The sequence below is a fragment of the Synechococcus sp. RC10B2 genome (assembly GCF_047502635.1).
In genome coordinates this window covers 1-22,286 of record NZ_JANSHO010000086.1, presented here as the reverse complement: position 1 = coordinate 22,286, position 22,286 = coordinate 1, and the positions used below count along the sequence as shown (strand labels likewise).

20 protein-coding genes, 1 pseudogene and 1 riboswitch are annotated in these 22,286 nt (G+C 60.0%); of the genes and pseudogenes, 12 read left to right on the top strand and 9 right to left on the bottom strand.

The features are described from left to right. The first annotated feature begins 82 nt into the window (after positions 1 to 82). From NW855_RS13700 to NW855_RS13685, 4 genes are all read left to right on the top strand, one after another. On the top strand, positions 83 to 607 hold the full coding sequence (locus tag NW855_RS13700; RefSeq protein ID WP_168173316.1) for a hypothetical protein: 525 nt from the start codon (positions 83 to 85) through the stop codon (positions 605 to 607). Positions 608 to 632: 25 nt separating this feature from the next. Further along, a complete protein-coding gene (locus tag NW855_RS13695; RefSeq protein WP_414405084.1) occupies positions 633 to 1,109 on the top strand; it encodes a phycobilisome protein in 477 nt (158 codons plus the stop codon). 16 nt (positions 1,110 to 1,125) lie between these two features. Next, entirely contained in the window at positions 1,126 to 1,815 is a 690-nt protein-coding gene (locus NW855_RS13690) for a V4R domain-containing protein (RefSeq protein ID WP_011429426.1), read from the top strand. Positions 1,816 to 2,125: 310 nt separating this feature from the next. Then, on the top strand, positions 2,126 to 2,305 hold the full coding sequence (locus tag NW855_RS13685) for a hypothetical protein (protein WP_011429425.1): 180 nt from the start codon (positions 2,126 to 2,128) through the stop codon (positions 2,303 to 2,305). Between the two features lie 194 nt (positions 2,306 to 2,499). Here NW855_RS13685 and NW855_RS13680 read toward each other — a convergent pair whose 3' ends face one another. Beyond that, positions 2,500 to 4,080, bottom strand: coding sequence for an NAD(P)H-quinone oxidoreductase subunit 4 (locus NW855_RS13680; protein ID WP_414508940.1), 1,581 nt, complete (start codon positions 4,078 to 4,080; stop codon positions 2,500 to 2,502). A 192-nt stretch (positions 4,081 to 4,272) separates the two neighbouring features. Beyond that, a complete protein-coding gene (pdhA, locus tag NW855_RS13675; protein ID WP_414508939.1) occupies positions 4,273 to 5,274 on the bottom strand; it encodes a pyruvate dehydrogenase (acetyl-transferring) E1 component subunit alpha in 1,002 nt (333 codons plus the stop codon). 276 nt (positions 5,275 to 5,550) lie between these two features. Here pdhA and NW855_RS13670 point away from each other — a divergent pair, with 276 nt between their 5' ends. Beyond that, entirely contained in the window at positions 5,551 to 6,372 is an 822-nt protein-coding gene (locus NW855_RS13670; RefSeq protein WP_414508938.1) for a phosphatidate cytidylyltransferase, read from the top strand. A 60-nt stretch (positions 6,373 to 6,432) separates the two neighbouring features. Here NW855_RS13670 and NW855_RS13665 read toward each other — a convergent pair whose 3' ends face one another. Both NW855_RS13665 and NW855_RS13660 read right to left on the bottom strand, forming a co-directional pair. Continuing rightward, on the bottom strand, positions 6,433 to 6,684 hold the full coding sequence (locus NW855_RS13665) for a hypothetical protein (RefSeq protein ID WP_414508937.1): 252 nt from the start codon (positions 6,682 to 6,684) through the stop codon (positions 6,433 to 6,435). A 263-nt stretch (positions 6,685 to 6,947) separates the two neighbouring features. Further along, complete coding sequence (locus NW855_RS13660) at positions 6,948 to 7,259, bottom strand: hypothetical protein (protein ID WP_414508936.1); 312 nt, start codon at positions 7,257 to 7,259, stop codon at positions 6,948 to 6,950. Between the two features lie 207 nt (positions 7,260 to 7,466). Here NW855_RS13660 and NW855_RS13655 point away from each other — a divergent pair, with 207 nt between their 5' ends. Continuing rightward, positions 7,467 to 10,205 carry a valine--tRNA ligase gene (locus NW855_RS13655; protein WP_414508935.1) on the top strand — a complete coding sequence of 913 codons (2,739 nt, stop codon included), beginning with the start codon at positions 7,467 to 7,469 and terminating at the stop codon, positions 10,203 to 10,205. A gap of 254 nt (positions 10,206 to 10,459) precedes the next feature. Then, positions 10,460 to 10,774, top strand: a complete 315-nt coding sequence (locus NW855_RS13650) for an RNA recognition motif domain-containing protein (protein WP_011429415.1) — start codon at positions 10,460 to 10,462, stop codon at positions 10,772 to 10,774. A 91-nt stretch (positions 10,775 to 10,865) separates the two neighbouring features. Here the strand turns inward: NW855_RS13650 and cobN are convergent, their stop codons facing one another. From cobN to NW855_RS13625, 5 genes and pseudogenes are all read right to left on the bottom strand, one after another. Continuing rightward, positions 10,866 to 13,070 carry a cobaltochelatase subunit CobN gene (cobN, locus tag NW855_RS13645; RefSeq protein ID WP_414402672.1) on the bottom strand — a complete coding sequence of 735 codons (2,205 nt, stop codon included), beginning with the start codon at positions 13,068 to 13,070 and terminating at the stop codon, positions 10,866 to 10,868. A 389-nt stretch (positions 13,071 to 13,459) separates the two neighbouring features. After that, complete coding sequence (locus NW855_RS13640; protein ID WP_071813496.1) at positions 13,460 to 13,705, bottom strand: SBBP repeat-containing protein; 246 nt, start codon at positions 13,703 to 13,705, stop codon at positions 13,460 to 13,462. A 12-nt stretch (positions 13,706 to 13,717) separates the two neighbouring features. Then, positions 13,718 to 14,009, bottom strand: a pseudogene (locus NW855_RS13635) (IS630 family transposase); the annotation flags it as partial. Beyond that, complete coding sequence (locus NW855_RS13630) at positions 14,000 to 14,446, bottom strand: hypothetical protein (RefSeq protein ID WP_414508934.1); 447 nt, start codon at positions 14,444 to 14,446, stop codon at positions 14,000 to 14,002. The pseudogene NW855_RS13635 and the gene NW855_RS13630, both read right to left, overlap by 10 nt. Before the next feature lie 390 nt (positions 14,447 to 14,836). Then, positions 14,837 to 15,370 (bottom strand): DUF4079 domain-containing protein, encoded by a 534-nt coding sequence (locus NW855_RS13625; RefSeq protein ID WP_011429413.1) that lies wholly within the window; start codon positions 15,368 to 15,370, stop codon positions 14,837 to 14,839. A 189-nt stretch (positions 15,371 to 15,559) separates the two neighbouring features. Here NW855_RS13625 and NW855_RS13620 point away from each other — a divergent pair, with 189 nt between their 5' ends. The 5 genes from NW855_RS13620 (at position 15,560) to NW855_RS13600 (ending at position 22,093) form a co-directional block, all read left to right on the top strand. After that, positions 15,560 to 16,051: a phycobilisome linker polypeptide gene (locus NW855_RS13620; RefSeq protein ID WP_099812449.1), complete on the top strand. Its 492-nt coding sequence runs from the start codon at positions 15,560 to 15,562 to the stop codon at positions 16,049 to 16,051. Positions 16,052 to 16,239: 188 nt separating this feature from the next. Beyond that, the gene (locus NW855_RS13615; RefSeq protein WP_414402671.1) at positions 16,240 to 18,603 is read left to right on the top strand and encodes a polysaccharide deacetylase family protein; all 2,364 of its coding nucleotides are present in this window, start codon (positions 16,240 to 16,242) and stop codon (positions 18,601 to 18,603) included. Positions 18,604 to 18,863: 260 nt separating this feature from the next. After that, positions 18,864 to 19,559 carry a bifunctional phosphoribosyl-AMP cyclohydrolase/phosphoribosyl-ATP diphosphatase HisIE gene (gene hisIE / locus NW855_RS13610; RefSeq protein WP_414402670.1) on the top strand — a complete coding sequence of 232 codons (696 nt, stop codon included), beginning with the start codon at positions 18,864 to 18,866 and terminating at the stop codon, positions 19,557 to 19,559. A gap of 40 nt (positions 19,560 to 19,599) precedes the next feature. Continuing rightward, positions 19,600 to 20,187, top strand: a complete 588-nt coding sequence (locus NW855_RS13605) for a DUF1997 domain-containing protein (RefSeq protein ID WP_414402669.1) — start codon at positions 19,600 to 19,602, stop codon at positions 20,185 to 20,187. Between the two features lie 45 nt (positions 20,188 to 20,232). Beyond that, positions 20,233 to 20,333: riboswitch (Fluoride riboswitch) on the top strand. Between the two features lie 119 nt (positions 20,334 to 20,452). Further along, positions 20,453 to 22,093, top strand: coding sequence for a cation:proton antiporter (locus NW855_RS13600; RefSeq protein WP_414402677.1), 1,641 nt, complete (start codon positions 20,453 to 20,455; stop codon positions 22,091 to 22,093). The last annotated feature ends 193 nt before the right edge of the window (positions 22,094 to 22,286 follow it).

Below are 22,286 nucleotides of genomic sequence, written 5' to 3'. Positions count from 1 at the left end.
TGCTTGGCCCCAACTTAGGCCTTGCTTCCTCGAGCCGCTCGATCTTTTGACTCGTATCGCGTTTTTTAAGGAGACCTCACCCATGAACGACCTTCGCCCTTGGCCGGAGCGCATTGCCGATCGAGAAGGGGATTACCTGACACCCGACGATCTGCAAGATCTCATCCGCTACGCCCTCTCGTTTCCAGAGCGGCTGGATCTCTACCAAGTCTTGCAACAACAAGAGCGGGCGTGGATCGAGCAGGTTCTGCAACAGCACGGGTACACCGGCGGGGCAGAATCCTCTCTTACCCCCGCTCAGCGCCTCTTGGCCCGGCAACTGGCCTTCTGCCTGCGCTCCCTGGGCTTGAGCCTGTTGCTGGGGGATCCCACCCCTCTGCAGCAGGGGACCCTTGGCGCGATGGAACAGTATTTGGGGCTGCCGCAGGCGCTGGATCAACTAGGTGCAGTGGTGCAGGGATCCCTGTCAGCAGAGCAATGGGAACTGCTTGCCCCCTACTGGCAACTCCTGCGGGCTACTGGGGATCCCTCTTCTGCCCCTTTGCCTAAAGCCAAGGCAGAAGGGGCCTCGGAACCGGCACCTACCCTGATGGAAATGTTCGCGTAAGACCAGCCAACGGAGGCTCCCGATGATGCTGATGAATTCAAGCGTGGCCGAGCTGATGCAGCAAAGCGAGGGTCGCTATCTGCGCCCAGATGAGTTGAAAACCCTACACGCCTACGTGGAAGGGATCCCCAAACGAGTCCGCCTGTATCAAGTCCTGCAGGCCAAGGAGCAGGAGCTGGTGGATTGGGTGATGGAAAAGTTCCAACAGATGATGCCGAATTTGCCCCGCCAACATGGGCACCTGGCCTGGGAGCGCTGCCGCCGCGACCTGATCATGGTGTGGCGCTACTGCTGCCTGGCTATGCTGCTCAATGACGAGGATTACCTGCGGGATAAGTTGCTCTACTGGCTGGAGACGATCCTGAAATCTTTCAAGATGCGCGACCAGTGCCAGCCCGCCTACAAGTTGATGCTCGACTCCCTCAGCGCTGTTTTCGGCCCCGAAGAGAGCGAGTCCATCCGCCCCTACGTGCTCTTGGCCAAGTCGATGCTGGTCAACTAGAGTCCAGAGGACAGCCATGACCACCCTGCAAGAGCTCCTGCAAGACCAGATCCTGCCCGGCCACTGCTTCAGCCCTGCCTACTACATCCGCCCCGACATCCACAGCGGCCTGCTCTACAGCCGGGGAGGATACCGCCTGGCGGCCTTTCCCATGCCCCTCTTGGAAGCCATCTACGCCGGCTTGCGCTACGAAACCGGCCAAGCCACCCGCGTCATCCTCTACAACTGTGGTCGCGAGTGGGGAGAGGCGTTTTTCCGCCGCATTGAAGACGAACTCTCCCGCTACTACCAACAGCCGTTGCAGGAATTGCCGATGGGGATCTTCCTCGATGCCCTCAGCGATCTCTGGGCCACCCACGGCTGGGGCCGCCTGGAGCTGGATTTTTCCGCCGCCGACCGCGGCCTGGTTCAAGCCAAGATCCGCAACTCCGGCTTTGCCCTGGCTGCTCGTGCCAGCCTTAGGCCGGAGGAACTGTCTGCGCGGCGGGAGCCGGCTGGCCATCTGGAGGCGGGCATGCTGGCCGGCCTCTTCTCCTTGCTCTCGGAACGGGATCTAGTCTGTGTGCAGACCACCTGCGAGTCCCTGGGGGCCGACCTCAACCGCTTCCTCATCGGCACCGCCCAGCGCCTGCACAATTGTGAAGAATGGGTGCGCAAAGGCCTCTCCCACGAGGAGATTTGGGATCGGCTGGCCGCCGGTTCCTAGGGAGGGATCCCTGCTGAAGACCCATGTTTCCAGGCTGGCAGAGAAGGAGAGAATTGAATTTTTCTGGGTCTTAAGACTTGTAAAGACAAAGACAAATCTCCCTGCTCAATCTTTCATCTTTTGCAAAGTTTTTTGGGCTCCTCGGCCAGTAGGTCCTCAACTGAGCAGCCGTCGAGATCCCAATTGCTAAGAAAGTTAGCTGTCCTTAGGGATCCCTGCGTAATATATTTTTTCACACGCTCCCCTACAAATTCGCCATCCTAAATATTAGCTATTCCAAGTCTTGAGCAGTTGCGAAGGGGGAGAGGCAATGAATGCTCAGCAACGGAGCCAAATCATCGCTTCGGAGTGGATGATCGACAGCCAAAATCCGGTTCATTCCATTTCCCGGCTGAAGCGGCGGGCAACTTACTCCGACGTTACCCTTTGGTGGCTGGTGGTGCAGCTCAATCTGAGCGAGCACAACTCCATTCATTCTGATCCTCGCTAGGATTGACAGCCCAAGGAGAGTCGGTTAGAAGGGAATTCCAGCCCAAAACATCCTCACTCACGAGTCCAACTCGAAAGTTAAAGCAAGCTAAAAAAACAAAAGAAGAGCTGAAACTTGAGGTAAGCAACTTCTCAAGCAACAGCTCTTCCGTTCAAGGCGAGACCAATAGAGAGAAGCGGGGATCCCGATGCTCCCTAATCTGTCGGGGGCAAAGCCGCCACCTGAGCCGGTTGCACCGGCAGGAGGGGCCGTTGCACAATTTCCGTCGGCAGGGCACTGCGCAACTGAGCAGCTACCGCCACCGTTGTAACGTCGTAGGTTTGGGTAGCCAGCCGCGGGTAGAGGCCAATGCCGAGAATCGGCAACAGCAGACAGAGAGCCACCGCCATTTCTCGCGGGCGCAGATCCCCCAGGTAGTCTTCCAACACCAAGCCGGGATCCTGAGCCCCATAGAACACCTGCCGCAGCATAGAGAGCAAGTAAATGGGCGTCAGAATAATGCCCACTGCCGCCAGCAGAGCAATTCCTGCCTTGAAGGTCGGCGCATAGGCATCGCTGGTGATCAAGCCCAAGAACACCGTCAGCTCGCCCACAAATCCGCTCATTCCGGGTAGCGCCAACGAGGCCAGGGATCCTGCTGTAAACAGGGCAAAGGCCTTCGGCATTTGCTTAGCCAACCCGCCCAACTTGTCGAGGGCAAGGGTGTGGGTGCGCTCGTAGGTGATCCCCGTCAGGAAGAACAAAACCGCAGCGATCAGACCGTGGGAGATCATCTGCAAGAGGGCGCCGTTGAGACCTAGCTCCGTAAAAGCGGCAATGCCGATCAAGACAAAGCCCATATGGGCAATGGAGGAATAGGCCAAGCGCCGCTTGAGGTAGTTTTGCCCCAGGGCGGCCAGGGCTCCGTAGACGATGTTCACTGCCCCCAGCACCGCCAGCACTGGCGCGAAGTACACATGCGCCTCCGACAAGATGCCCACGTTTAGGCGGATCAGGCCGTAGCCCCCCATCTTGAGCAGCACCCCGGCCAGGATCATGGAAATGGGCGCCGAGGCTTCGCTATGAGCATCCGGCAGCCAGGTGTGCAGCGGAAAGACCGGCAGCTTCACCCCAAAGGCAATTAGGAAAGCTGCATACGCCAAGATCTGGAGAGCCAGCGGATAGGACTTGGCCCCCAGCTCTGCCATCTCCAAGCTAAAGCCCTCGCTGCCAAAGGCCATCGCCAGGGATCCCACCAGAATGAAAATAGAGGCGGCAGCGGTGTAGAGGATAAACTTGGTGGCGGCGTACTGGCGCTGTGGCCCACCCCAGATGGCAATCAGGAGATAAACGGGCACCAGCTCGATCTCCCACATCAAGAAAAACAGGAGCAGATCCTGCGCCAAGAACACGCCCACCTGGGCGCCGTACATCAGCAGCAGCAGGAAGAAAAACAAACGCGGCTTGTGGGTGAGATTCCAAGCCGCCACGATCGCCAAAGTCGTAATCAAGCCCGACAGCAGCACCAGCGGGAAGGAGAGGCCATCCACCGCCAGCGACCAGTGGAACCCAATCTGGGGAACCCAGGCGTAGCGCTCCGCCAGTTGCAGCGAAAAATCCCGCAGGTCGTAGCGCTGCCCGAAGACATAGACCATCAGGCCCAAATCCAAAGCCCCCACGGCAAGGGCATACCAACGCGCCCAGCAGCTCTGGGGAAGCAGGGGGATCCCAAAGGCACCCAGCAGTGGCAGCAGCACCAGGGCCGACAGCCAAGGAAACTCAAGAGGACTGCTCATGATTGAGAATAGGTACTTATACTCAACATCTCAATGATATGAAGCTATGTAAACAAATGGAAAGCAACCTTTACAAAAAAATCTGCGCAAGAGCGCAGACCTGGACAAGGTTTCTCTGATGGTAAGCATCAAGGCTTGGCAAGAGGGCGGCAATGGCGGCCCGAGGGCAAGCTGCGCTGCCCCAATGCCTAGCTACTCATCTTCGGCAAAAACAAAGCGGTGCAATTCGTCCAGGGTGGGCTCTGGGCTTTCCAGGGCAAAAAGGACTGCGTCTTCCACTACGGCGCTCACTTTCTCGTGAATGGCCTGGAAGTCCGCCTCAGTCATCAAGTTGTGTTCCAAGGCGTAGCGCTCCAGGCGTTTGATGGGATCCCGCTGCCGCCAAAATTCCTTTTCTTCGGGGCTGCGCAGCTCGTCGGGGTCAGCCAGAGAGTGGCCGCGGAAGCGGTAAGTGAGGCACTCCAGGAGAGTGGGGCCTTCTCCGGCACGGGCGCGGGCGATGGCCTGCTGAGCTGCTTCCCGCACTGCCAGCACGTCCATGCCGTCTACTTGGTAGCCGGGCATGCCAAAGGCGGGGCCCTTGAGGTAGATGTCGGTTACCGAGGTGGCCCGTTTGTGGGCCATGCCAATGGCCCAGAAGTTGTTTTCCACTACGTAGACGATGGGCAACTTCCAGAGGGCGGCCATGTTGAGGCATTCATAGAACTGGCCGTTGTTGCAGGCTCCATCCCCAAAAAAGCAGACGGTCACCTGGTCGGTGCCGCGGTACTTGGCCGAAAACGCTGCTCCCGTCGCCACCGGGATCCCTTCGGCCACAAAGGCATAGCCCCCCAAAAAGTTGTGCTCTGCCGAAAACAGATGCATGGAGCCGCCCCGACCCTTGCTGCAGCCAGTGGCCTTGCCGAAGAGCTCCGCCATCACCGCTCGCGGCGGGATCCCAGCGCTGAGGGCATGCACGTGATCTCGGTAGGTGCTGCAGATGTAGTCGGTGGGCTTGAGCGCCTTGATCACCCCCGTGGACACAGCCTCCTGCCCGTTGTACAGGTGCACAAAGCCGAACATCTTGCCCTTGTAGTACATCTCGGCGCACTTGTCCTCAAACAGGCGGCCCAGCACCATGTCTTCGTAGAGCATTCGAGCCTCTTCGGCGGAGATGCGGGGACTAGCCACGGGAGGGGTAAGTTCCTGAACCATTCTGAAATTCAATTGAGGGTAACCCGTTCTTGCGGCTTTTCAATTATCCCACGCTCAGGAACACCTGCGATCCCGCCAACTGGAGATCGAGGGGGATCCCAGCGGTAGACTGAAAGGTTAAGGCAGGAGGCATTGCCGTTGCAGCAGCCACGTCGAAGTCAAAACTCCGTCCCGCTGAGGCGAAGGCCGCAAGAGCAGGCATCCTGGCAAGGGTCTCGGGTGGCTGGGATCTCTCCCCCGAACCGGAACGGCTGGCCAACATAGCGGGGTGCGCCTATGGGAGCCCGTTGGGTTAGCGGTTTCGTGGCGGTGCTGTTTGCCCTGACGGTTACCCTGCTAGGGGGCTGGTACTTCACGGCAGCCCTTGGGCTGATTATTTTTCTGGCCCAACTGGAGTTCTTTCGTCTGGTGCGGGCCAAGGGCAATGCGCCGGCCATGCGCACCACCATGTTTTCCAGCCAGGTGCTGGTGATTTTGCAGCAGGTCAAGCCCGAGTGGACCAGCCCTGCTTTTATCGTGGCGGGATCCATCATCTGTTTTTATTTGCTCTTTAAGCCCAAGGTGGCCACCATTGCCGATATTGCCACCTCGATTTTGGGGTTGTTCTACTGTGCGTTGCTGCCCAGCTTCTGGATTCGGGTCAGGGCTTTGTCTTTTGCGCAAGGGCTGGGCAAAGGCCTGTGGATTACGCTGTTGGCCATTGGCTGCGTGATCGCTGCCGATGTAGCGGCCTACCTGTGTGGTCGGGCCTTTGGGCGCACCAAGCTCTCCATCCTCAGCCCGAAAAAGACGGTGGAAGGGGCGGTAGCCGGGATCGCAGCCAGCATGGCCCTGGCTATGCTGGGAGCCCACTACCTAAACTGGCCCTGGAGCTGGCTGAGCGGCAGCGTGCTGGGGTTTTTGATTGGGTTAACCAGCCTGCTGGGGGATCTCACCGAGTCCCTCATGAAACGGGATGCGGGAGTAAAAGACTCCGGGGATCTCATTCCCGGCCACGGCGGCATTTTGGATCGGGGCGATAGCTACGTCTTTACCGGGCCGCTGGTGTTTTACTTTATGGAATGTCTGGAATGGCTCAACGCTTACTCTGGGCTCTAGAGCCATCTCGTAAGCCTGCCAAAACCCAAGAACGCACACCAGTTACAAGTGGAGGAGTCCTCAATTCAAAATGGCTTGGCACTGGGGAGCCTCTAAAGACTCGTCCGGCAAAATGAGGTATCCTGGAGGCGCAGTCACAGGCACGAACCCCTCCAAGTTCAACTCGGTTTCGTCGTAAACCACCAGTTGGCTGATACTGAAAGTGTGATGTTTGTCTACCTCTACCTCGAGAATGCGGGCTTTTCGCTGGATAATCTGGGGGGTTTCTACTTCTAGTTCAGAAGGGGCCAGAGGGCGATCTAGGCCAAACACGAACTCTCCACTTCGACCGACGAGAATTGCCTCCAGGCTACCGGCCTTTCCTGCACCTACAAAGCAAAAAGAGTAGTCAGAGTGCGGGGTAAAATACAGGCCTATCAGGGGTAGTGAAGGCGGCCAGGATTGTTCATCCGGATGAAGGCGAGCACTGAAGCAAGCTTCATAACCTGCCAGAGAGCCTGGTTCAAAAGGCTCCCCACGACAAAGTAGGATGTCTCTCTCTGATCTGATACATTTACGCTGAACACTGCTGAACATCACTGTTCAACTATGCAGCGATAGCATTCTGTTTGTTTCCAAACAGAATGGCGGTATCCCGCAAAGCTTTGAGTAGAATACCCAAAGCGCAGTTTCCGTGTCGTCTTACTACCAATTTTCTGCTTTGCTTTGGCTACCATGTTGGCAGACTCGAAAGTAAACAGAAAGATCAACTGGTAGTAATCCGTACTGAACATATTATACATTATTTTCAGTTCAGTATAGTTGAGCTTATTATTGACTAGAGTCATGCTCTTCCAGTCCTGTTGCGCCAAGGCAGGGATCCCAGGGGATAGAGCCATCAGGGCCATCAGTACCGTTGCCGTCAATGATCTGAACATAACGCCGTACCCAAACGCTGAGGATGTCAGTACCCTAGCTCGGAATCCCTCTCTAGCTGTGTGATCGGGGTCAAGACCGATGGGCCACTCTACCCCGAAGGGCAAAGGAAAGGGTTGAACTGCTACTCTATAAAGATAAAGTGATTCATCCTTCTCAGCCGTTGGCCTATCCTCCCTATGACTGCTGCAATTTCCTCCGCCAACCTGCCCAGCCAGTACAACCCCTTCGAGACCGAGCCGAAGTGGCAGCGCTTTTGGGAGGAAAAGGGGTTTTACGTGGCGGATCCCAAGGCGCCGGGGGAAGCCTTCAGCATGGTGCTGCCCCCGCCCAATGTCACGGGCAGCCTGCACATGGGCCATGCCTTTGCCTTTACCCTGCCAGATGTGGTGGTGCGCTACAAGCGCATGCGCGGCTACAACGTCCTCTGGCTGCCGGGCACGGATCATGCCAGCATTGCCGTGCACACCATTCTGGAAAACCAACTGCGCCAGGAGGGCAAGAGCCGCTTTGACCTGGGCCGCGAGGCTTTTCTAGAGCGGGCCTGGGCTTGGAAGGAGGAGTCGCAGGGCACCATCAAAAGCCAACTGCGGCGGCTGGGCTTGTCGCTGGACTGGACACGGGATCGCTTTACCCTCGATGAGGGGCTGAGCCGAGCCGTTACAGAAGCCTTTGTCCGCCTCTACGAAGCAGGGCTCATCTATCGGGGCGAGTATCTGGTCAACTGGTGTCCGGCCACCCAGTCAGCGGTCTCCGACATCGAGGTGGACAACAAAGAGGTCAAGGGCCACCTCTGGCATTTCCGCTACCCCTTGGCTGCCGACCCCAGCCAGTACCTGGTGGTGGCCACCACTCGCCCTGAGACGATGCTAGGGGATACAGCCGTGGCGGTCAACCCCCAAGACGAGCGCTACCGCCATCTCATCGGCCAGTTCATTCGGCTGCCCATCAAGGATCGCCTTATCCCCATCATTGCCGACGAGTATGTGGATCCCACCTTTGGGTCTGGATGCGTCAAGGTTACCCCAGCCCACGACCCCAACGACTTTGAGATGGGCCAGCGCCACCAGTTGCCCTTGATCAACATCCTCAACAAGGACGGCACCCTCAACGAGAACGGGGATCCCTTCACCGGCCTGGATCGCTTTGTGGCCCGCGAGAAGGTGGTGCAGTGGTTTGCTGAGCACGGCCTGCTGGAGAAGGTGGAGGAGTACACCCACAGCGTGCCCTACAGCGACCGCGGGGGTGTGCCCATTGAGCCGCTGCTCTCCATTCAGTGGTTTTGCGATGTTTCTGGGATGGCGGCCCGCTGCTTGCAGGAGGAGCGGGAACACCACAACCCCCGCTTTATTCCGGAGCGCTGGACCAAGGTTTACACGGGCTGGCTGGAGAAGCTGCGCCCCTGGTGTATCTCGCGGCAACTGTGGTGGGGGCACCAGATCCCGGCCTGGTATGCGGTCATCGACGGCCAGCTCCCTGAGGATCCGCAGGCTTTTGTGGTGGCCCGCAACGCCGAAGAGGCGTGGGCCAAGGCGCGGGAGAAGTTCGGCCCCGACGTGGAGCGGCTGGAGCGGGATCCCGATGTGTTGGACACCTGGTTTAGCTCGGCGCTGTGGCCTTTTTCCACGCTGGGCTGGCCGGAGGAGACGGAGGACTTCAAGCGCTACTACCCCACCTCCCTGATGTCTACGGGCTTCGACATCATCTTCTTCTGGGTGGCCCGCATGGCCATGATGGGAGTGCAGTTTACCGGCCAGATCCCCTTCAAAGATGTCTACATCAACGGCCTGGTGCGGGACGAGCACGGGGCGAAAATGTCCAAGTCCAAGGGCAACGGCATCGATCCCATCGAGCTTTTGGACAAGTACGGCACCGACGCCCTGCGCTACGCTTTGGTTAAAGAAGTGGTGGGGGCCGGCCAGGATATCCGCCTGGCCTACGACCGCAAGACTGGCGAGAGCGCCAGCGTCGAGGCGGCCCGCAACTTTGCCAACAAGATCTGGAACGCCTCCCGCTTTGTGCTGCTGAACCTAGAGGGGCAAACCCCCGCCCAACTGGGATCCCCGGCTCCGGAGGCGCTGGAGCTGGCCGATCGCTGGATCCTGTCGCGGCTGCACTCCACGGCCACCCAGGTTATTGAAGAGCTGGAAGCCTACGGCCTGGGCGAGGGGGCGCGGCTCTTGTACTCCCTGATTTGGGATGACTTTTGTGACTGGTACATCGAGCTGGTCAAGCCGCGGCTGCGGCGGGAAGACCCCACCTCCAAGCGCACGGCACAGCAGGTGTTGGCCAGCGTGCTGGAGACCATCCTCCGGCTGCTGCACCCCTGGATGCCCCATATCACCGAAGAAGTCTGGCAGCTCCTCACCCAGGCCAACCAAGCCACCTCCATCTCCGTCCAGCCCTATCCCACCCCCGACCCCAGCTGGGTTAACCCGCAACTGGAGCGGGAGTTTGGCTTGGTCACCCAACTCATCACTAGCCTGCGCAACCTGCGAGCGGAAGCTGGCCTCAAGCCCCATCAGACCATCACTGCCCTGCTGGTTACCGAGGATCCTGAGGAGCAGCAGATTCTCACCGCCGCCCAGGCCTACATCCGCGAGCTGGCCAAGGTGGAGTCCTTAGAAATCACGGGATCCCTGGCCAGGGATCCCAAGCAGGTGGCGGCTGCCGTAGTGGGCACAGTGCAGGTGGTGGTGCCCCTGGCAGGGCTGGTGGATGTGGAGGCGCTGCGGGCCAAGGTGCAAAAAGATCTGGCCAAGCTGCAAAAAGAAGCCCAAGGGATCCGCGCCCGCCTGGAGAACCCCAATTTCCTCAGCCGGGCCAACCCCGAAGTGGTGCAGGCCAGCCGCGAGCAACTGGCGGAGCTGGAGGCCCAGATGCAGCTTTTGCAAGCCCGCATGGAAAAGTTGGGCTAGAGCAGTGGGGAGCGCTCTCCTTGGCGGCTCTTGCCCTGGGCAGCCGACTTTCGTAGCCTCGAGCTTAATGGCACCGGCTATTTTTGCGAAATTGCAGTGGCCATTCCCCATCTCTGTGTTACGATAAGGCTTAGCTCGAGATAAATGTCGGTTGTAGCGTTCGGTTCTTCCGGTCTGGACGGGTTTTCACGTTTTGTATTGGCAGACGGCTCTCCGAATATCTCGCTTGTTCCTCTCTCTTTCGGAGATCGTCGATGTCGATTTATGTAGGTAACCTTTCCTTTAAGGTGACGGAAGCGGAATTGACCGCTGTGTTTGCCGAGTACGGTTCTGTGAAGCGGGTGCAGATCCCCACCGACCGCGAGACGGGCCGCATCCGCGGCTTTGGGTTTGTGGAAATGAGCTCTGAGGCCGAAGAGCAGGCTGCCATTGCCGCTCTGGATGGCGCGGAATGGATGGGCCGCGACCTCAAGGTCAACAAGGCTCGCCCGCGGGAAGAACGCCCCACCTCCGGTTTCCGCTCTGGTAACGGCGGCGAGCGGCGGCGCAACTTCCAATCTCGCTATTAACTCGCTATTAAAACGTCAACCCCTCACCCCCGGCCCCTCTCCCAGAGGGAGAGGGGGGTTGGGGATCGAGACAACGAGCCTTTTCTTGCAACTAAGCCGGCGGTTTGTCCGGCCAGGGCTCTGTCAGGTCAACGGCTAGGGGATCCCAGTCCCAGCCCCAGTCGCGGGCAATGGCCTGGGTGAGGCCCAACTGGCCAGCGCCCGGGTAGCGGGCCAGGGCCAACAGGAGATCCACCAGTTGCTCGCCAGTGGGGGTGCGGCCAAAAATGTGCAGCCCATCCCGGATCTGGGATTCTTTGAGCTCGCAGAGGTAGCCATCGAGGCGGCCCCAGTCTTCCTCTTTCTCCAGGTTGAACTGCCAGTCCAGCTGCTCTCGGCGAACCAGCTCTTGGATCTGGGCGCGAATCAGGGGGCAGCGGCCCGGATCCATCTGCTGGGCCTCGTAGTACTCGTCCATCAGCCGCTCCAACTCTGCCAAGGGGCCGTAGAGCTCGGCGCGGGTCAGGGGCGGGGTGAGGTGGTCGAGGATCACCGCTTGGGCCCGCCGCTTGGCCTGGGATCCTTCGCCGGGGTCGTTGACGATGAAAGGATAGAAGTGGGGCAGAGGCCCTAGGGCAATTTCTGGGTAGCAGGTGGCGGAAAGGGCGGATCCCTTGCCGGGCAGCCACTCCAGGTTGCCGTGCTTGCCCACATGCACCACCGCGTGGACGCCGAACACCTGGCGCAGCCACAGGTAAAAGGCCAGGTACTCGTGGGGTGGCACCAGATCCGGAGCGTGGTAGTTCAAAGAGGGATCCCGGTCGTAGCCCCGCGGCGGCTGGATCCCGACAAAAACGTGCTCCAACTGCAGGCCGACAATGGGGATGTCGTGGGCAGGCGGATCCCCCCACTGCCGCAGCAGATCGCCTTGGACAGCGGCAGGCAACTGGGCAAACCACTCCCGATAGAGGGCAGCCGGCAGCACCTGCCGCGCCGGGCGTAGGGATCCCAGCGGATCATAGGTTTGGCCCTGGGTTAGCCAGCGGATGAGCTCATCTCCGCTCTGGGGCAGTGGACAGGCGCGGTAGCCGGCTTGCGCCAGGGCTTTGAGGATCTCGACGCAGCTTGCCGGTGTATCCAACCCTACCCCATTGGCCAGCCGCCCATCCCGGCTGGGGTAGTTGGCCAAAATCAAGGCCAGACGGCGCTGCTCGGCAGGGGTGCGCCGCAGCTTTACCCAGTTGGCCGCCAGCTCGGCCACAAACGCCACCCGATCCGGCACGGCCTCATAGGCCATGATCTCCGTCTGCAGGCGGGGATCCCACTGTTGAACCGTCTTGAACGAGATGGCCCGGCTGAGGATGCGCCCGTCCACCTCTGGCAGCACCACGTTCATGGCCAGATCCCGCGCCCCCAAGCCTCGCGTGGCGTTCTCCCAGCGCTCCCGCGACCCGCTGCTCAAGACCACCTGCACAACCGGCACATCCAGCTCCTGCCAAAGGCGAACATCGGGCTGCTCGCTCTCCAGCCGAGCGAGGGAAAAACTGGTGGTGTTCAACAAAAGTTCAATTTGGCCGCCGAAGTGCTCCCGCATGGCCTGGGGCAAGTCCGGCTCCTGCAGGCTGTAGGTATAAAGACACAGCGGCTGCAACCCCCGCTCCTGCAGGGCTTCGGCCAGGACATCTATGGGCTGCGTATTCCCCGCCAAAACATGGGCCCGGTAGAGCAGGATCCCTACCTTGGGGGCGTGGGGATCCCTGGGCAGGGGGGGATGGTAGATCCCCAGGCGGGGCAGCACCTGCGGCTCCGGCACGGCGTACTCCTGCCCCAGGAACTCCCTGGCCAAGAGTTTCAAGCAGGCCGCCACATTGGCCGCCCCCCCTTCCAGCCAGTACTGCCACACCCGGTCTGCCACCGCTAGGGGCACGGTGGAGTGGCTGACCAAATCCCAGTCGGGGCGGTCATCCCCAGGGATCACAATCAGGGTGGATCCCGCTGCTGCCGCTACCTCTTTGGCCACCTCCAGGCCATAGCTCCAGTAGGCCCTTCCCCCCAAAAGGCGAAGGAGCACCACCTGGGCCCGCCGCAACACTTTCTCGGCGTAGTCGTCGATGCTCAGGGGCTGTTGCAACTGCAGCAAATTGGCCGCCCGCACCGCTGGAAAATCAGCCGGCAGCAGCCGCATCGCCGCGCTCAAGGCCGTCAGATCCGTGTCGGCTGCCGACAGGACAACGATGGGGGCCGGATCCTGCTCCAGGAAAACGACCCCGCCTTGCGAAGGATCCCATCCCCCTGGCAAAGCGGCTATCCGATGCATAGAGCCAGCGCCAAGCGCTCCGCCAGTAACTTCTCCTCAGCGTACACCTCAGCTTAGCGACCGTACTTAAGCACAAAAGCAGCCTGCCCGCCGGCGCTGGTCTGGCCGGGGAAAGTTCCCTGGTTGACACTCCCACCCAGGGGATTCTTACGCAGCCCAAAATGGACTCGCGAAGGCGCTGTCAAGACGCCCCTAGACAGTCCTTTGAGGCATAACCTCAAAGTTCTGCTTACTTCGGACTTAAGTTCCTCCAGGTTAGTTATTGCCGCGCGGGTTTTGCACCGCAGTAGGTTGTTTTCCTGGAGAAGCTCTGTACTAACTATAACAAAGAAGCAACTAAAGTTGCTCAAGGGCTTTTCCGCCCCGCACTCAAGTACGGGGCTACCAAGCTATCCTCTTGTGTACTTGCGCAAGAAAACATCGCTGCTCCCCGCCGAGCTTTGGCCAAAAAAGTTTCCCTCGGTTACCCCTGCCACCCAAACATTTCCCTGGGCATCAATCGCGATGGCGCGGGCTTCGTCAGAGGAAGGGGTGCCCAACTGGCGCAGCCAAGGGCCGCGACCACACCCAAAACCTAAGCCGACACAAGCTAAGCCGCCCAGAACTGCTCTAGCCAGTGCCTGTCTCCTGCTCATAGGCCCTCTTTTCCGAGCTACTCCCCGTTTCATTCCCTCCCACACCCCTGTCTGGTCGAGGGCAATCAAATCCTCCGCTGGAATATCCCTGACTTCTTGACTATAAGCTAGTCGTTCTCTTTGCACCTCTTCTTCTTGGTCTCTCGCACTGCGGTAAGTCTTTTTTTAGAGTCATTCCTTGCTTTTTCAAGAGATTGTGTATCGTGACGGTACTCACATCAATCGCTAAGCCCTCCCGCAAGAGTTCTTGATACTGCCACAGGTAGAAGTCTGGTTGTTCCGCAATAATTGCCATCACTTTCTTGAGAATCTTCCCTCAAAGCGATCCCCGCCCGGAAGGGCTAGGAAGAGCTGAAAATCCTCTTCCCTACCATTGTGGGAGGTAGCTGTCATTAGCAAGAAATGGCGCGTTAGCTGGGAGAGCAACTTACCTAGCTTATAGCGCTTGGTTTCCTTGACTTCTCCGCCGAAAAAAGAGGCCGAGAGCTTGTGAGCCTCATTGACAGCAATCAAATCCCAATCTGTTGCCTTCAGCTTTTCTTGCAGCGCCTCATCTCGGCTCAGTTTATCCAGCCGGGCAATCAGCAAAGGGATCTCTTGAAACAAATTTCCCGTTCGCGCAGCTTCAATCCGCTGCAGCACTAGGCTGCCAGGACAGACAATGAGACAACGGTGCAGATTGCCGCGAATCAAGAGCCCCGCCATAACTCTCTTGCCGGCGCCGGGATCTTCAGCCAGCAAAAAGCGCAGCGGCTGCCGCGTCAGCATTTTTTCATAGACGGCGCTAATCTGGTAGGGCAGAGGTTCCGCCAGGGAGGTATGAACTGGAAGTAGGGGATTGAAAAGTGGGCTAGACGAATTCGTTAGGCTTCGGAAACCAGCGGGAACAGAGCCTCATCTCCCTTGAAGTTCCAGAAAAATCCCTCGGCTACAACTTCTGGGGCCGTCTCTTTGTCCCGAAACACTCCCCCGACTAAAGTCGGGGGATTCCTACGCAGTCCACAAGCGGACTCATCAAGTCGTTGTCAAGACGCCCCTACACAGTTCTCTAGGGCAAAGCCCTAAGGTTCTGCTTACTTCGCTGAGCAACGCCCCCACCCCAGGCACTGGAAGGAAGAAAGCCGGGATCGCCTACAGAGATAGGCCCAGCTTCAGTCCCAGCAAAGCATGGGCGAAGAGCACGCAGAGGATGAGGCTGCCTAAGTAGGCATGGGTGGTGCGCAGGGCCTCGCGGTTGCCCCCAAAGCCACTTAGGGACAGGGCACCGTTGGCTGCCAACAGCAGCAACACCAGGGATCCCGTCCAAAAATGGGGGCTGCTCAGCAGGGGCTGGCCCTGCATGACCAAGGAGAGAAGGCCGCCGGTGTAGCCTAGGGCAATGAAGGTGGCCATCCAAGGGGCCAGCTTGCGGTGATCCCAAAGCGGCTTTTGGGCCGATTCCGGCAGGGATCCCTCGGCTGCTAGGCGCAAGACCCGCCCCCGCCAGCCGGTCAGGCCGACAAAGCTGCCCATGACCACTACCACAATGCCCATCATCAAAGGATGTCCCCATTGCACGATTGGCTGGGGCAGGTTGAAGCCGGCAAAAAACTGGGCCACTGGCTGCAAGGCGGCCGTCAACCTCTCCGAAGTTGCCGACAGATCGGGCAGAGCCACACTCAGCATAGGGATCCCTCCACCTTCGGGACAACTACAACTTCTTAACAAATCTACAACAAACCCACTTTCGATGACAGATGCCGGCGGGAAGCTTCAGGGGGTGCAGCCGCAACGGTAAAATGTCTAGCGGTGAAGCCGTGGTCGGCCACAGATCTTCGGCTGCCGCCTGCTGATGAGCAAAACGGAGTTATTCACATGGCCAAGTTGTTGTTGGGGGATCAGTCCTTTGAAGTTGAGCTGCTGACGGATGTGCCCACCAATTGGCCTGGAATTAAAGTCATGTCCAAGGGCGCCAAACTGGATATCCCAGCAGGAACAGTGGTGAGGGTGGAGTCGGAAGATGACCATGTAACCGGCTCTTACAAGGTGGTTTATCGTCTGGCTCCCGCCTATCCTCGCAGTTGGCGGCTGCTTCTGGAGCGGGAGAGTGCCGCTGCACCGCAAGCGGAAGCGGCTCCAGCGACCAAACCTGCTCAGGTTGCCCCTTCGGCAGCCTCGTCCCTGCCCAACAGCGACAAGATCTTCACCATCAAGGTAGCCGGTCTGGTGGGAGGGGGCGTGCGCAAAAGCGTTGTCGAGTACAAAGTGCCCTTCAGCCGCCTTTCTCAAGAAGTAAAGCGGATTACCCAAAGGGGGGGCAAGATCGTCAGCATTACGGAGTCCAATTTGTTGAGCAACCTCGACTAACTTGCCTGGAAGGCATCTGGGGCGGTGGGCTTTGGCTCTGCTGCCACTTCTATGGGCTGGGGTGCTACCTGGGCGAGGAAAGGGATCCCTGGGCGTTTTGGAGGGAACCACGGGCAAGGGCTTCCCTATCCCCAACCAGGAGATGGGGGTGGTAGACTGACGTTGGTTTTGCCGGTGAGGAGGAGGACATGACGTCTCGACAGCCGCCGACGCGCCGGGGCGGCCATCCAGTTCCTAGGGCAAAAAGGGGATCCCCCTTCCTGGGCCGAAGTCTTTCTAGCTCTGCGCAGCGACCGCCAACCCAGTTGCGCTTCCGGCTGCTCCGCTTCTTGGCTTTGTTGACCACAGTGCTGGGATTTGGGACGGGAGCCCTGGTGGCCTGGGCCACTGCCCATCCTGGTTGGGTGAGCCGCCTGTCGGGGCTGCTGCCACCCCCAGCCGAGTTGCCAGCGCCTCGGGCCGAGGCCAAGGCAGCCCGACAGCGCCCGCCCCTCCCCCAACAGCCGCAACTGCAGCGGGATCCCTTTGCGTTGGATCCCTTGGCCAGCCTCTCCTACGTGCCCGCCATCATGTATCACGATGTGGTGGCCGGCCGCAAAGAGGTTTGGTTTGACACCACGGCGGCGGAGCTGCGACAGCACTTTGAAGCCATCAAGCAGGCGGGGCTGATTCCCATCCACATCGACCAGCTTTACAAACACCTGCGGGACGGGGATCCCTTGCCGGAGAAAGCCATTTTGCTCACTTTTGACGACGCCTACCTGGGCCTGTACGAGAACGCCTACCCCCTCCTGAAGGAGTACAACTACCCCGCCACCTACTTTGTGCAGACCGGCTTTGTCGGCGTGCCCACCAGCAAAGATCACTTCACCTGGGATCAGATGCGGGAGATGGACGCCAGTGGGTTGATCGACTTTGCCGCCCACACCGTTAACCATCCTCCCGACCTGCGGGTGCTAGACGACAACCGTCTGCGGCGAGAGGTGTTTGACTGCAAGACCAAGCTGGAAGAGGAGCTGGGCCACCCCATCCACTACTTCGCCTATCCGGAAGGCAATCGGGACGAGCGGGTAAAGCAATACCTGGCCGAGGCGGGTTACTGGATGGCCTTTACGATGGATCCCGGCTTTACGGGACAGTCGCCCAACTTGCTGGAGGTACGGCGCTTTAACCAGTTTCGCATCACCGAGGCCATCATCGGCGCCCGCACCTTCACCCTCAGCCGCAGCCCCGACTACTGGCTGGATGTGACTCAGCCCCTGGCCCCGACCGATGAGGTCATTGACGGGGTGAGGATCCTCACCATCCGCGGCGGACGGGCAGCCACAGTGCACGCAGAACGGCGCTACGAGGTAAGGACCCTAGTCCAGCGCTACCAGGCCGATGCGGGCATTAACGGCAGCTTCTTCTCCATTCCCTGGATTAACTCCGCCAGCAACGTCATGGTGGGGCCGGTGATGGCTGCCAACCACAAGACCTTCATCCCCGGTCGCCCCGAAGACGACAAGGTGGTGCGCGGTCGCCCCCTGGTGCTGCTGGGCAGGGATCGGCTGCGCTTTGTGCCTTTTGATCCCGACACGATGACTCAGCTCGACAACCTTCGCCAGCTCATGCCGGATGTCACGGACCTGTTTGTGGCGGGCTTGTGGCTGGTCAAGGATGGCCGGGCCCTTTCGCCAGCGGAGATTGACTCGTTTCGCCTCTCTAGCGCCGCCGAGTTCCGACCCCGCGCCTTTTTTGGGGTGGACGACCAGGATCAGGTGGTAATCGGAGTTACCAAAACCCACGTCAACGCCGCCATCCTGGCTAGCCTATTGCCCAAAATCGGGATCCGCGAGGCGGTGCTGCTGGACTCTGGCTTTAGCACTTCGTTGGTTTACCGAGGAGAAATTCTGGCCACTGGCCATGCCGGCCCCAACCAGCCCAGCCGCCCGGTGCCCCATGCCATTTTGCTCTACGACCTAACCCGTTTGTGGAGGGAGGATCCCCAGCAGCAGGCAAGCGCCAACTCTCCCGGCAGCCGGCTGGAGGGGCTGGTGCAGTTGCTCCCCAGCGGCGACCAGGAAGTGGCCAAGGCGCAGCTGGAGAGCATCCTGGCCGGCCAGCGCACCCTCAAGCGGGGGGAGCGGGGCCCGGCCGTGGTGGCGGTGCAACTGGGCTTAAGCCGCCTGGCCGCTCAGCAGGGACGGCTGGATCTGCTCCCCTCTGGCCCCGATGGGGTGTATGGCAATGAGGTGGCCCAGGCAGTGGCAGAGTTGCTGTTGACCGATCGCGTCAGCGGGACGGAGTCCTTAGCTGGGGGCGGTGAGACGGGATCCCCGCAAACAACCCCCACTCCCCTGGTGGCGGGAACGGCAACCCTGTCCCGATCGCGTCCGTGGGACGGAGTCCTTAGGGTGGATGCCATCGATGCTCAACTGCTGCAACGCTTACTGGAGCGGGTTAATCTCGCCCCAGCCTCTGTGTTGGTGGATACCCGTCTGGAGCGGCCAACTTGGCCTCTGGAGCGCAAGCCGACCCGGAAGCTGCTGCCGAGAGCGGCTCTGGATTGACATACTCCCCACAGCCATAGCTGCAAAGAGTTGGTGAGCGCAGCGATTTAACCTCAAGCTGAGGCCAAAGCCAGGCTAGGCCCCCCTGGTTTGCAGGGTGAAGTTTCTCCCGGCAGAAGCCAGGCTGGTCGCGACTGTTGCGCGTGAAAGTGGCCGAGCGGGGTTGGGATCTGGGGGGAGTGAGAGATATCCTTTCTGGGGCGAGTTCTGCTATCCTGCTTTCAGGAATCTTTAACCTTTCTGATTTTCTGCCGCCTTTGATGGTTGTTGCTTCGGCCTCTCTTGCTTCAGCAAATCTGCCCCGCACTCTTCTGCCGGCGGAGATCGCCCATCTAGACAACCTCAGCTACAACGAACAGGGTTTGATCCCGGCCATCGTGCAGGACTACCTGGACGGGACGGTGCTGATGATGGCCTGGATGAACCGCGAGTCGCTGCAGAAGACTCTGGAAACGGGCCGCACCTGGTTCTGGAGCCGCTCCCGCCAGGCGCTGTGGCCCAAGGGGGAAACTTCTGGCCACGTGCAGTGGGTCAAGCAAATCCGCTACGACTGCGACAGCGACGCGCTGGTTATCTTGGTGGAGCAGGTGGGAGAGGCGGCCTGCCACACAGGGGCGCGAAGCTGCTTCTTCCGCACTCTCCCCGAGAAGGAAGGGGATCCCATGCCGGCCGCCGATACCCTGTCGCAGGTGTTTGCCGTGGTCAAGGCCCGCCAGGCGGATCCCCGGCCCGATTCCTACACCAGCAGCCTGCTGGCCAAGGGAGACAACGCCATCCTGAAAAAACTCGGCGAGGAGACGGCTGAAGTGGTGATGGCGGCAAAAGAGGGAGACAAGGCAGCCCTGGCCCGCGAGGTGGCGGATCTCTGGTACCACTGCCTCGTGGCTCTTGCTCACTATCAGGTAGATGTTAGGGATGTCTATCGCCAGCTCCAAGCCCGTCGTTCCCCTCAGTGAAGGTGCTCTGTCCAAGGGAGGGGAGCCGCTTTTGGAGGAGATGGATCAGCCCCCAGCCAAGACCCCCTTGGAGTTGCAGGCCGGGCGACGGGGCCAGGTGGATCTGGAAACCGATCGGGAGACGTTGGCTTGTTACCTGCGGGGCCATGGCCAGTGGATCCAGCGCTGCTTCCAGCCGTTGCGAGTGGAGCCCCTCTCTGCTGAAACCTACAGGCTGCAGTTCTTCCGCATGGGCGGCCTAGGATTTGAGCTGGAGCCCAGCTTTGGGATCAAGATTTGGCCGGAGGAAGATTACCTATTTCGGCTGACTTCCATTGAGCTGCCGGGGGATGCTGCCCTGCCCTACTGGGTGGATTGTCGGGCCAGCTTCCGGCTGGAAGAACTACCGGGATCCCTGGCCACCACCCGCGTCCACTGGGATCTCCAGCTGAATATCCGGCTGCATTTGCCCAAGTTTTTGCAGGTTCTGCCGCGCAAGTTGGTTCAGAAAGTGGGCAGCCAGGTGGTGCAGCAGGTTACCCGCGGCCTCAGCGATCGCTTTACCCACAATGTCTGCAGCGATTTCTATGGCTCCATTGGCCGTTCCCATCACCCCTATCGCTTGGTTGCGGTGGAAGATGGGGCGTGATATGGTAAGGGGCACATGTGTTGCGGGCAGGCTGCTTGGTCCTTCCCGGCAACGGGCGATGGGGTTCGCCGCAACCGCCTCAGGCAGATCCTAGGGATAAAGTTTCTCTAAGACTTAGAGCTGGGGCTGATGACTCCTACTCTTCTGGGCAGATCCAGGGAGTGGGAGTCTTTGATGTTGAGTTCTCACCCCGCAGAAACGCGAACGGCTTTTTCTCCCTGGGCTGCCCTTCAACACGCGGACGGCGAGGAGAGAGGTTTTGTTGATGCTGGGCAGTTGGCTGTGGATCTTGGGGATGGGCTTTTTTGTCGGCCAGATCCTGGGCCGGCTGGGAATGCCGCCGCTAGTGGGGATGATCCTGGTCGGGATCCTGTTGCAAGAGGTCTTGTCCCCAGAGCTGTTGGCGGCAGCCGGGGATCTGCGCTTGGTGGCCGTCACGATTATCCTGATGAAGGCCGGGCTGGGGCTGGATCGGGAAAAGCTGGCCCAGCAGGGATCCGTGGCGCTGCGGCTGGGGTTTTTGCCGGCAGCCTGTGAGGCGCTGGCGGTGGCGCTCTTGAGCCGCTGGATCCTGGGGTTGGACTGGCCTACCGGTTTGCTGTTGGGCTGCGTGATTGGGGCGGAGTCGCCGGCGGTGATCGTGCCGGGGATGTTGCGCCTCAAGAGCTTGGGCTGGGGGGTGGCCAAAGGGATCCCGGACGCCATTTTGACCGGCAGCGCCCTTTCCGACGTGCTGCTGCTGTTGGGCTTTAGCCTGTTGCTGAGCTTTTTGGGGCAGGGATCTCCAGAGGGCCTTCGCCTGTTCGGCCTGGAGCTGTCGCCGCTGCAGTGGCTGCCGTTCCAGGTGGGGATGGAGATCCTGCTGGGGGTGGCCATCGGCTACCTGGGGGCGCGGCTTTTGGTGGCGCTCCTGGTGCAGCAGAACTGGACGCGCAACAGCACGCAAGAGGTGTTGCTGGCAGCCTGCCTGGCGCTGGGCCTGGTGTTGGCGTCGCAGGTGTGGCCCTATTTTTCCGGCTACCCGGCGGTGATGGCCCTGGGGTTTTTTCTCGTCCAACTGGATGGGCCGCTGGCGCGGCGGCTGCGGCTTGGGTTCGACGCCCTCTGGACGGTGGCGGAGATCGTGCTGTTTGTCCTGCTGGGGGCCTCTTTGGATCTGCAGGTACTGGGATCCCTGCTCTTGCCCGGCTTGCTGCTTTTGACCCTGAGCCTGCTGTTGGGCCGGGGCCTGGGCTGGTGGCTTTCCACGGTAGGGAGCAACTGGAACTGGCGGGAGCGGCTCTTTTTGCTGCCGGGCAACATGGCCAAGGCCACGGTGCAGGCGGCCATCGGCGGCATCCCCTTGGCCCAAGGGATCCCTGGCGGAGAGACCATCCTGGCCATAGCGGCCTTGTCGATTCTGGCCACAGCACCCCTAGGGGCTTGGCTGACCCAGGTCTTTGCCCCTCGCCTGCTGGAAAAAGGGGAGGTGGATCCCACCAAGGTGGGCAGCCAGGGCAAGGTGAGCTTCTTGGCAGCCGTCGATACTTCTCCCTTGGCCGAGGCAGTGCTGCGCAAGGCAGCGGATCTGGCGCGGCGGCTGGACGGGGAAGTGATTGTGCTCCATGTTACCGACGAGCCGCAGGGGAAGAGAGTAGAACAGTTGCGGCAGCTGGCCCAGCGCCTCTTGGCCGACATTCGCCACGAATTTTGCCTGGCCTCCGGGCCTTTGGCAGAGACCATCGTGGGCCTAGCCCAGGAGCGTCAGGTTACCGATATAGTCATGGGCAAGCGGGGCCAGCGCGGCTGGGAGCAAGTATTGCTGGGATCCACTTCGCAAGCGGTGTTGGAGACCAGCCCCATCCCGGTGATTTTGGTGGAAGAAGAGGAGTTCGGGAAAGCCAGAATTGACACTCCCACCGCCTAAAGGCGGGGGATTCTTACGCAGTCCACAAAAGAACCCGTAACGGCGTTGTCAAAGCGCCTCTAGACAGTTCCTTCACGCAAAGCCCCAAGGTTCTGCTGACTTTCTTAAGTAGGTTGGTGGCAGCATTCGCCTCAGCCTAGAGGGTCTCCACCCGTCGGGTTTTTCACCATAATTAGGTAGCTCATCTCCATCT

Bases quoted from the DNA above. Each gene is read 5' to 3' on its own strand.
- NW855_RS13660 (WP_414508936.1), bottom strand. From the start codon at position 7,259: ATGGCCCTGATGGCTCTATCCCCTGGGATCCCTGCCTTGGCGCAACAG.
- NW855_RS13640 (WP_071813496.1), bottom strand. From the start codon at position 13,705: ATGAGCAGGAGACAGGCACTGGCTAGAGCAGTTCTGGGCGGCTTAGCT.
- NW855_RS13605 (WP_414402669.1), top strand. From the start codon at position 19,600: ATGGATCAGCCCCCAGCCAAGACCCCCTTGGAGTTGCAGGCCGGGCGA.
- NW855_RS13615 (WP_414402671.1), top strand. From the start codon at position 16,240: ATGACGTCTCGACAGCCGCCGACGCGCCGGGGCGGCCATCCAGTTCCT.
- NW855_RS13670 (WP_414508938.1), top strand. From the start codon at position 5,551: ATGGGAGCCCGTTGGGTTAGCGGTTTCGTGGCGGTGCTGTTTGCCCTG.
- NW855_RS13625 (WP_011429413.1), bottom strand. From the start codon at position 15,370: ATGCTGAGTGTGGCTCTGCCCGATCTGTCGGCAACTTCGGAGAGGTTG.
- NW855_RS13655 (WP_414508935.1), top strand. From the start codon at position 7,467: ATGACTGCTGCAATTTCCTCCGCCAACCTGCCCAGCCAGTACAACCCC.
- NW855_RS13600 (WP_414402677.1), top strand. From the start codon at position 20,453: ATGCTGGGCAGTTGGCTGTGGATCTTGGGGATGGGCTTTTTTGTCGGC.
- cobN (WP_414402672.1), bottom strand. From the start codon at position 13,070: ATGCATCGGATAGCCGCTTTGCCAGGGGGATGGGATCCTTCGCAAGGC.
- pdhA (WP_414508939.1), bottom strand. From the start codon at position 5,274: ATGGTTCAGGAACTTACCCCTCCCGTGGCTAGTCCCCGCATCTCCGCC.
- NW855_RS13690 (WP_011429426.1), top strand. From the start codon at position 1,126: ATGACCACCCTGCAAGAGCTCCTGCAAGACCAGATCCTGCCCGGCCAC.
- NW855_RS13695 (WP_414405084.1), top strand. From the start codon at position 633: ATGCTGATGAATTCAAGCGTGGCCGAGCTGATGCAGCAAAGCGAGGGT.
- NW855_RS13700 (WP_168173316.1), top strand. From the start codon at position 83: ATGAACGACCTTCGCCCTTGGCCGGAGCGCATTGCCGATCGAGAAGGG.
- hisIE (WP_414402670.1), top strand. From the start codon at position 18,864: ATGGTTGTTGCTTCGGCCTCTCTTGCTTCAGCAAATCTGCCCCGCACT.
- NW855_RS13620 (WP_099812449.1), top strand. From the start codon at position 15,560: ATGGCCAAGTTGTTGTTGGGGGATCAGTCCTTTGAAGTTGAGCTGCTG.
- NW855_RS13680 (WP_414508940.1), bottom strand. From the start codon at position 4,080: ATGAGCAGTCCTCTTGAGTTTCCTTGGCTGTCGGCCCTGGTGCTGCTG.
- NW855_RS13650 (WP_011429415.1), top strand. From the start codon at position 10,460: ATGTCGATTTATGTAGGTAACCTTTCCTTTAAGGTGACGGAAGCGGAA.
- NW855_RS13685 (WP_011429425.1), top strand. From the start codon at position 2,126: ATGAATGCTCAGCAACGGAGCCAAATCATCGCTTCGGAGTGGATGATC.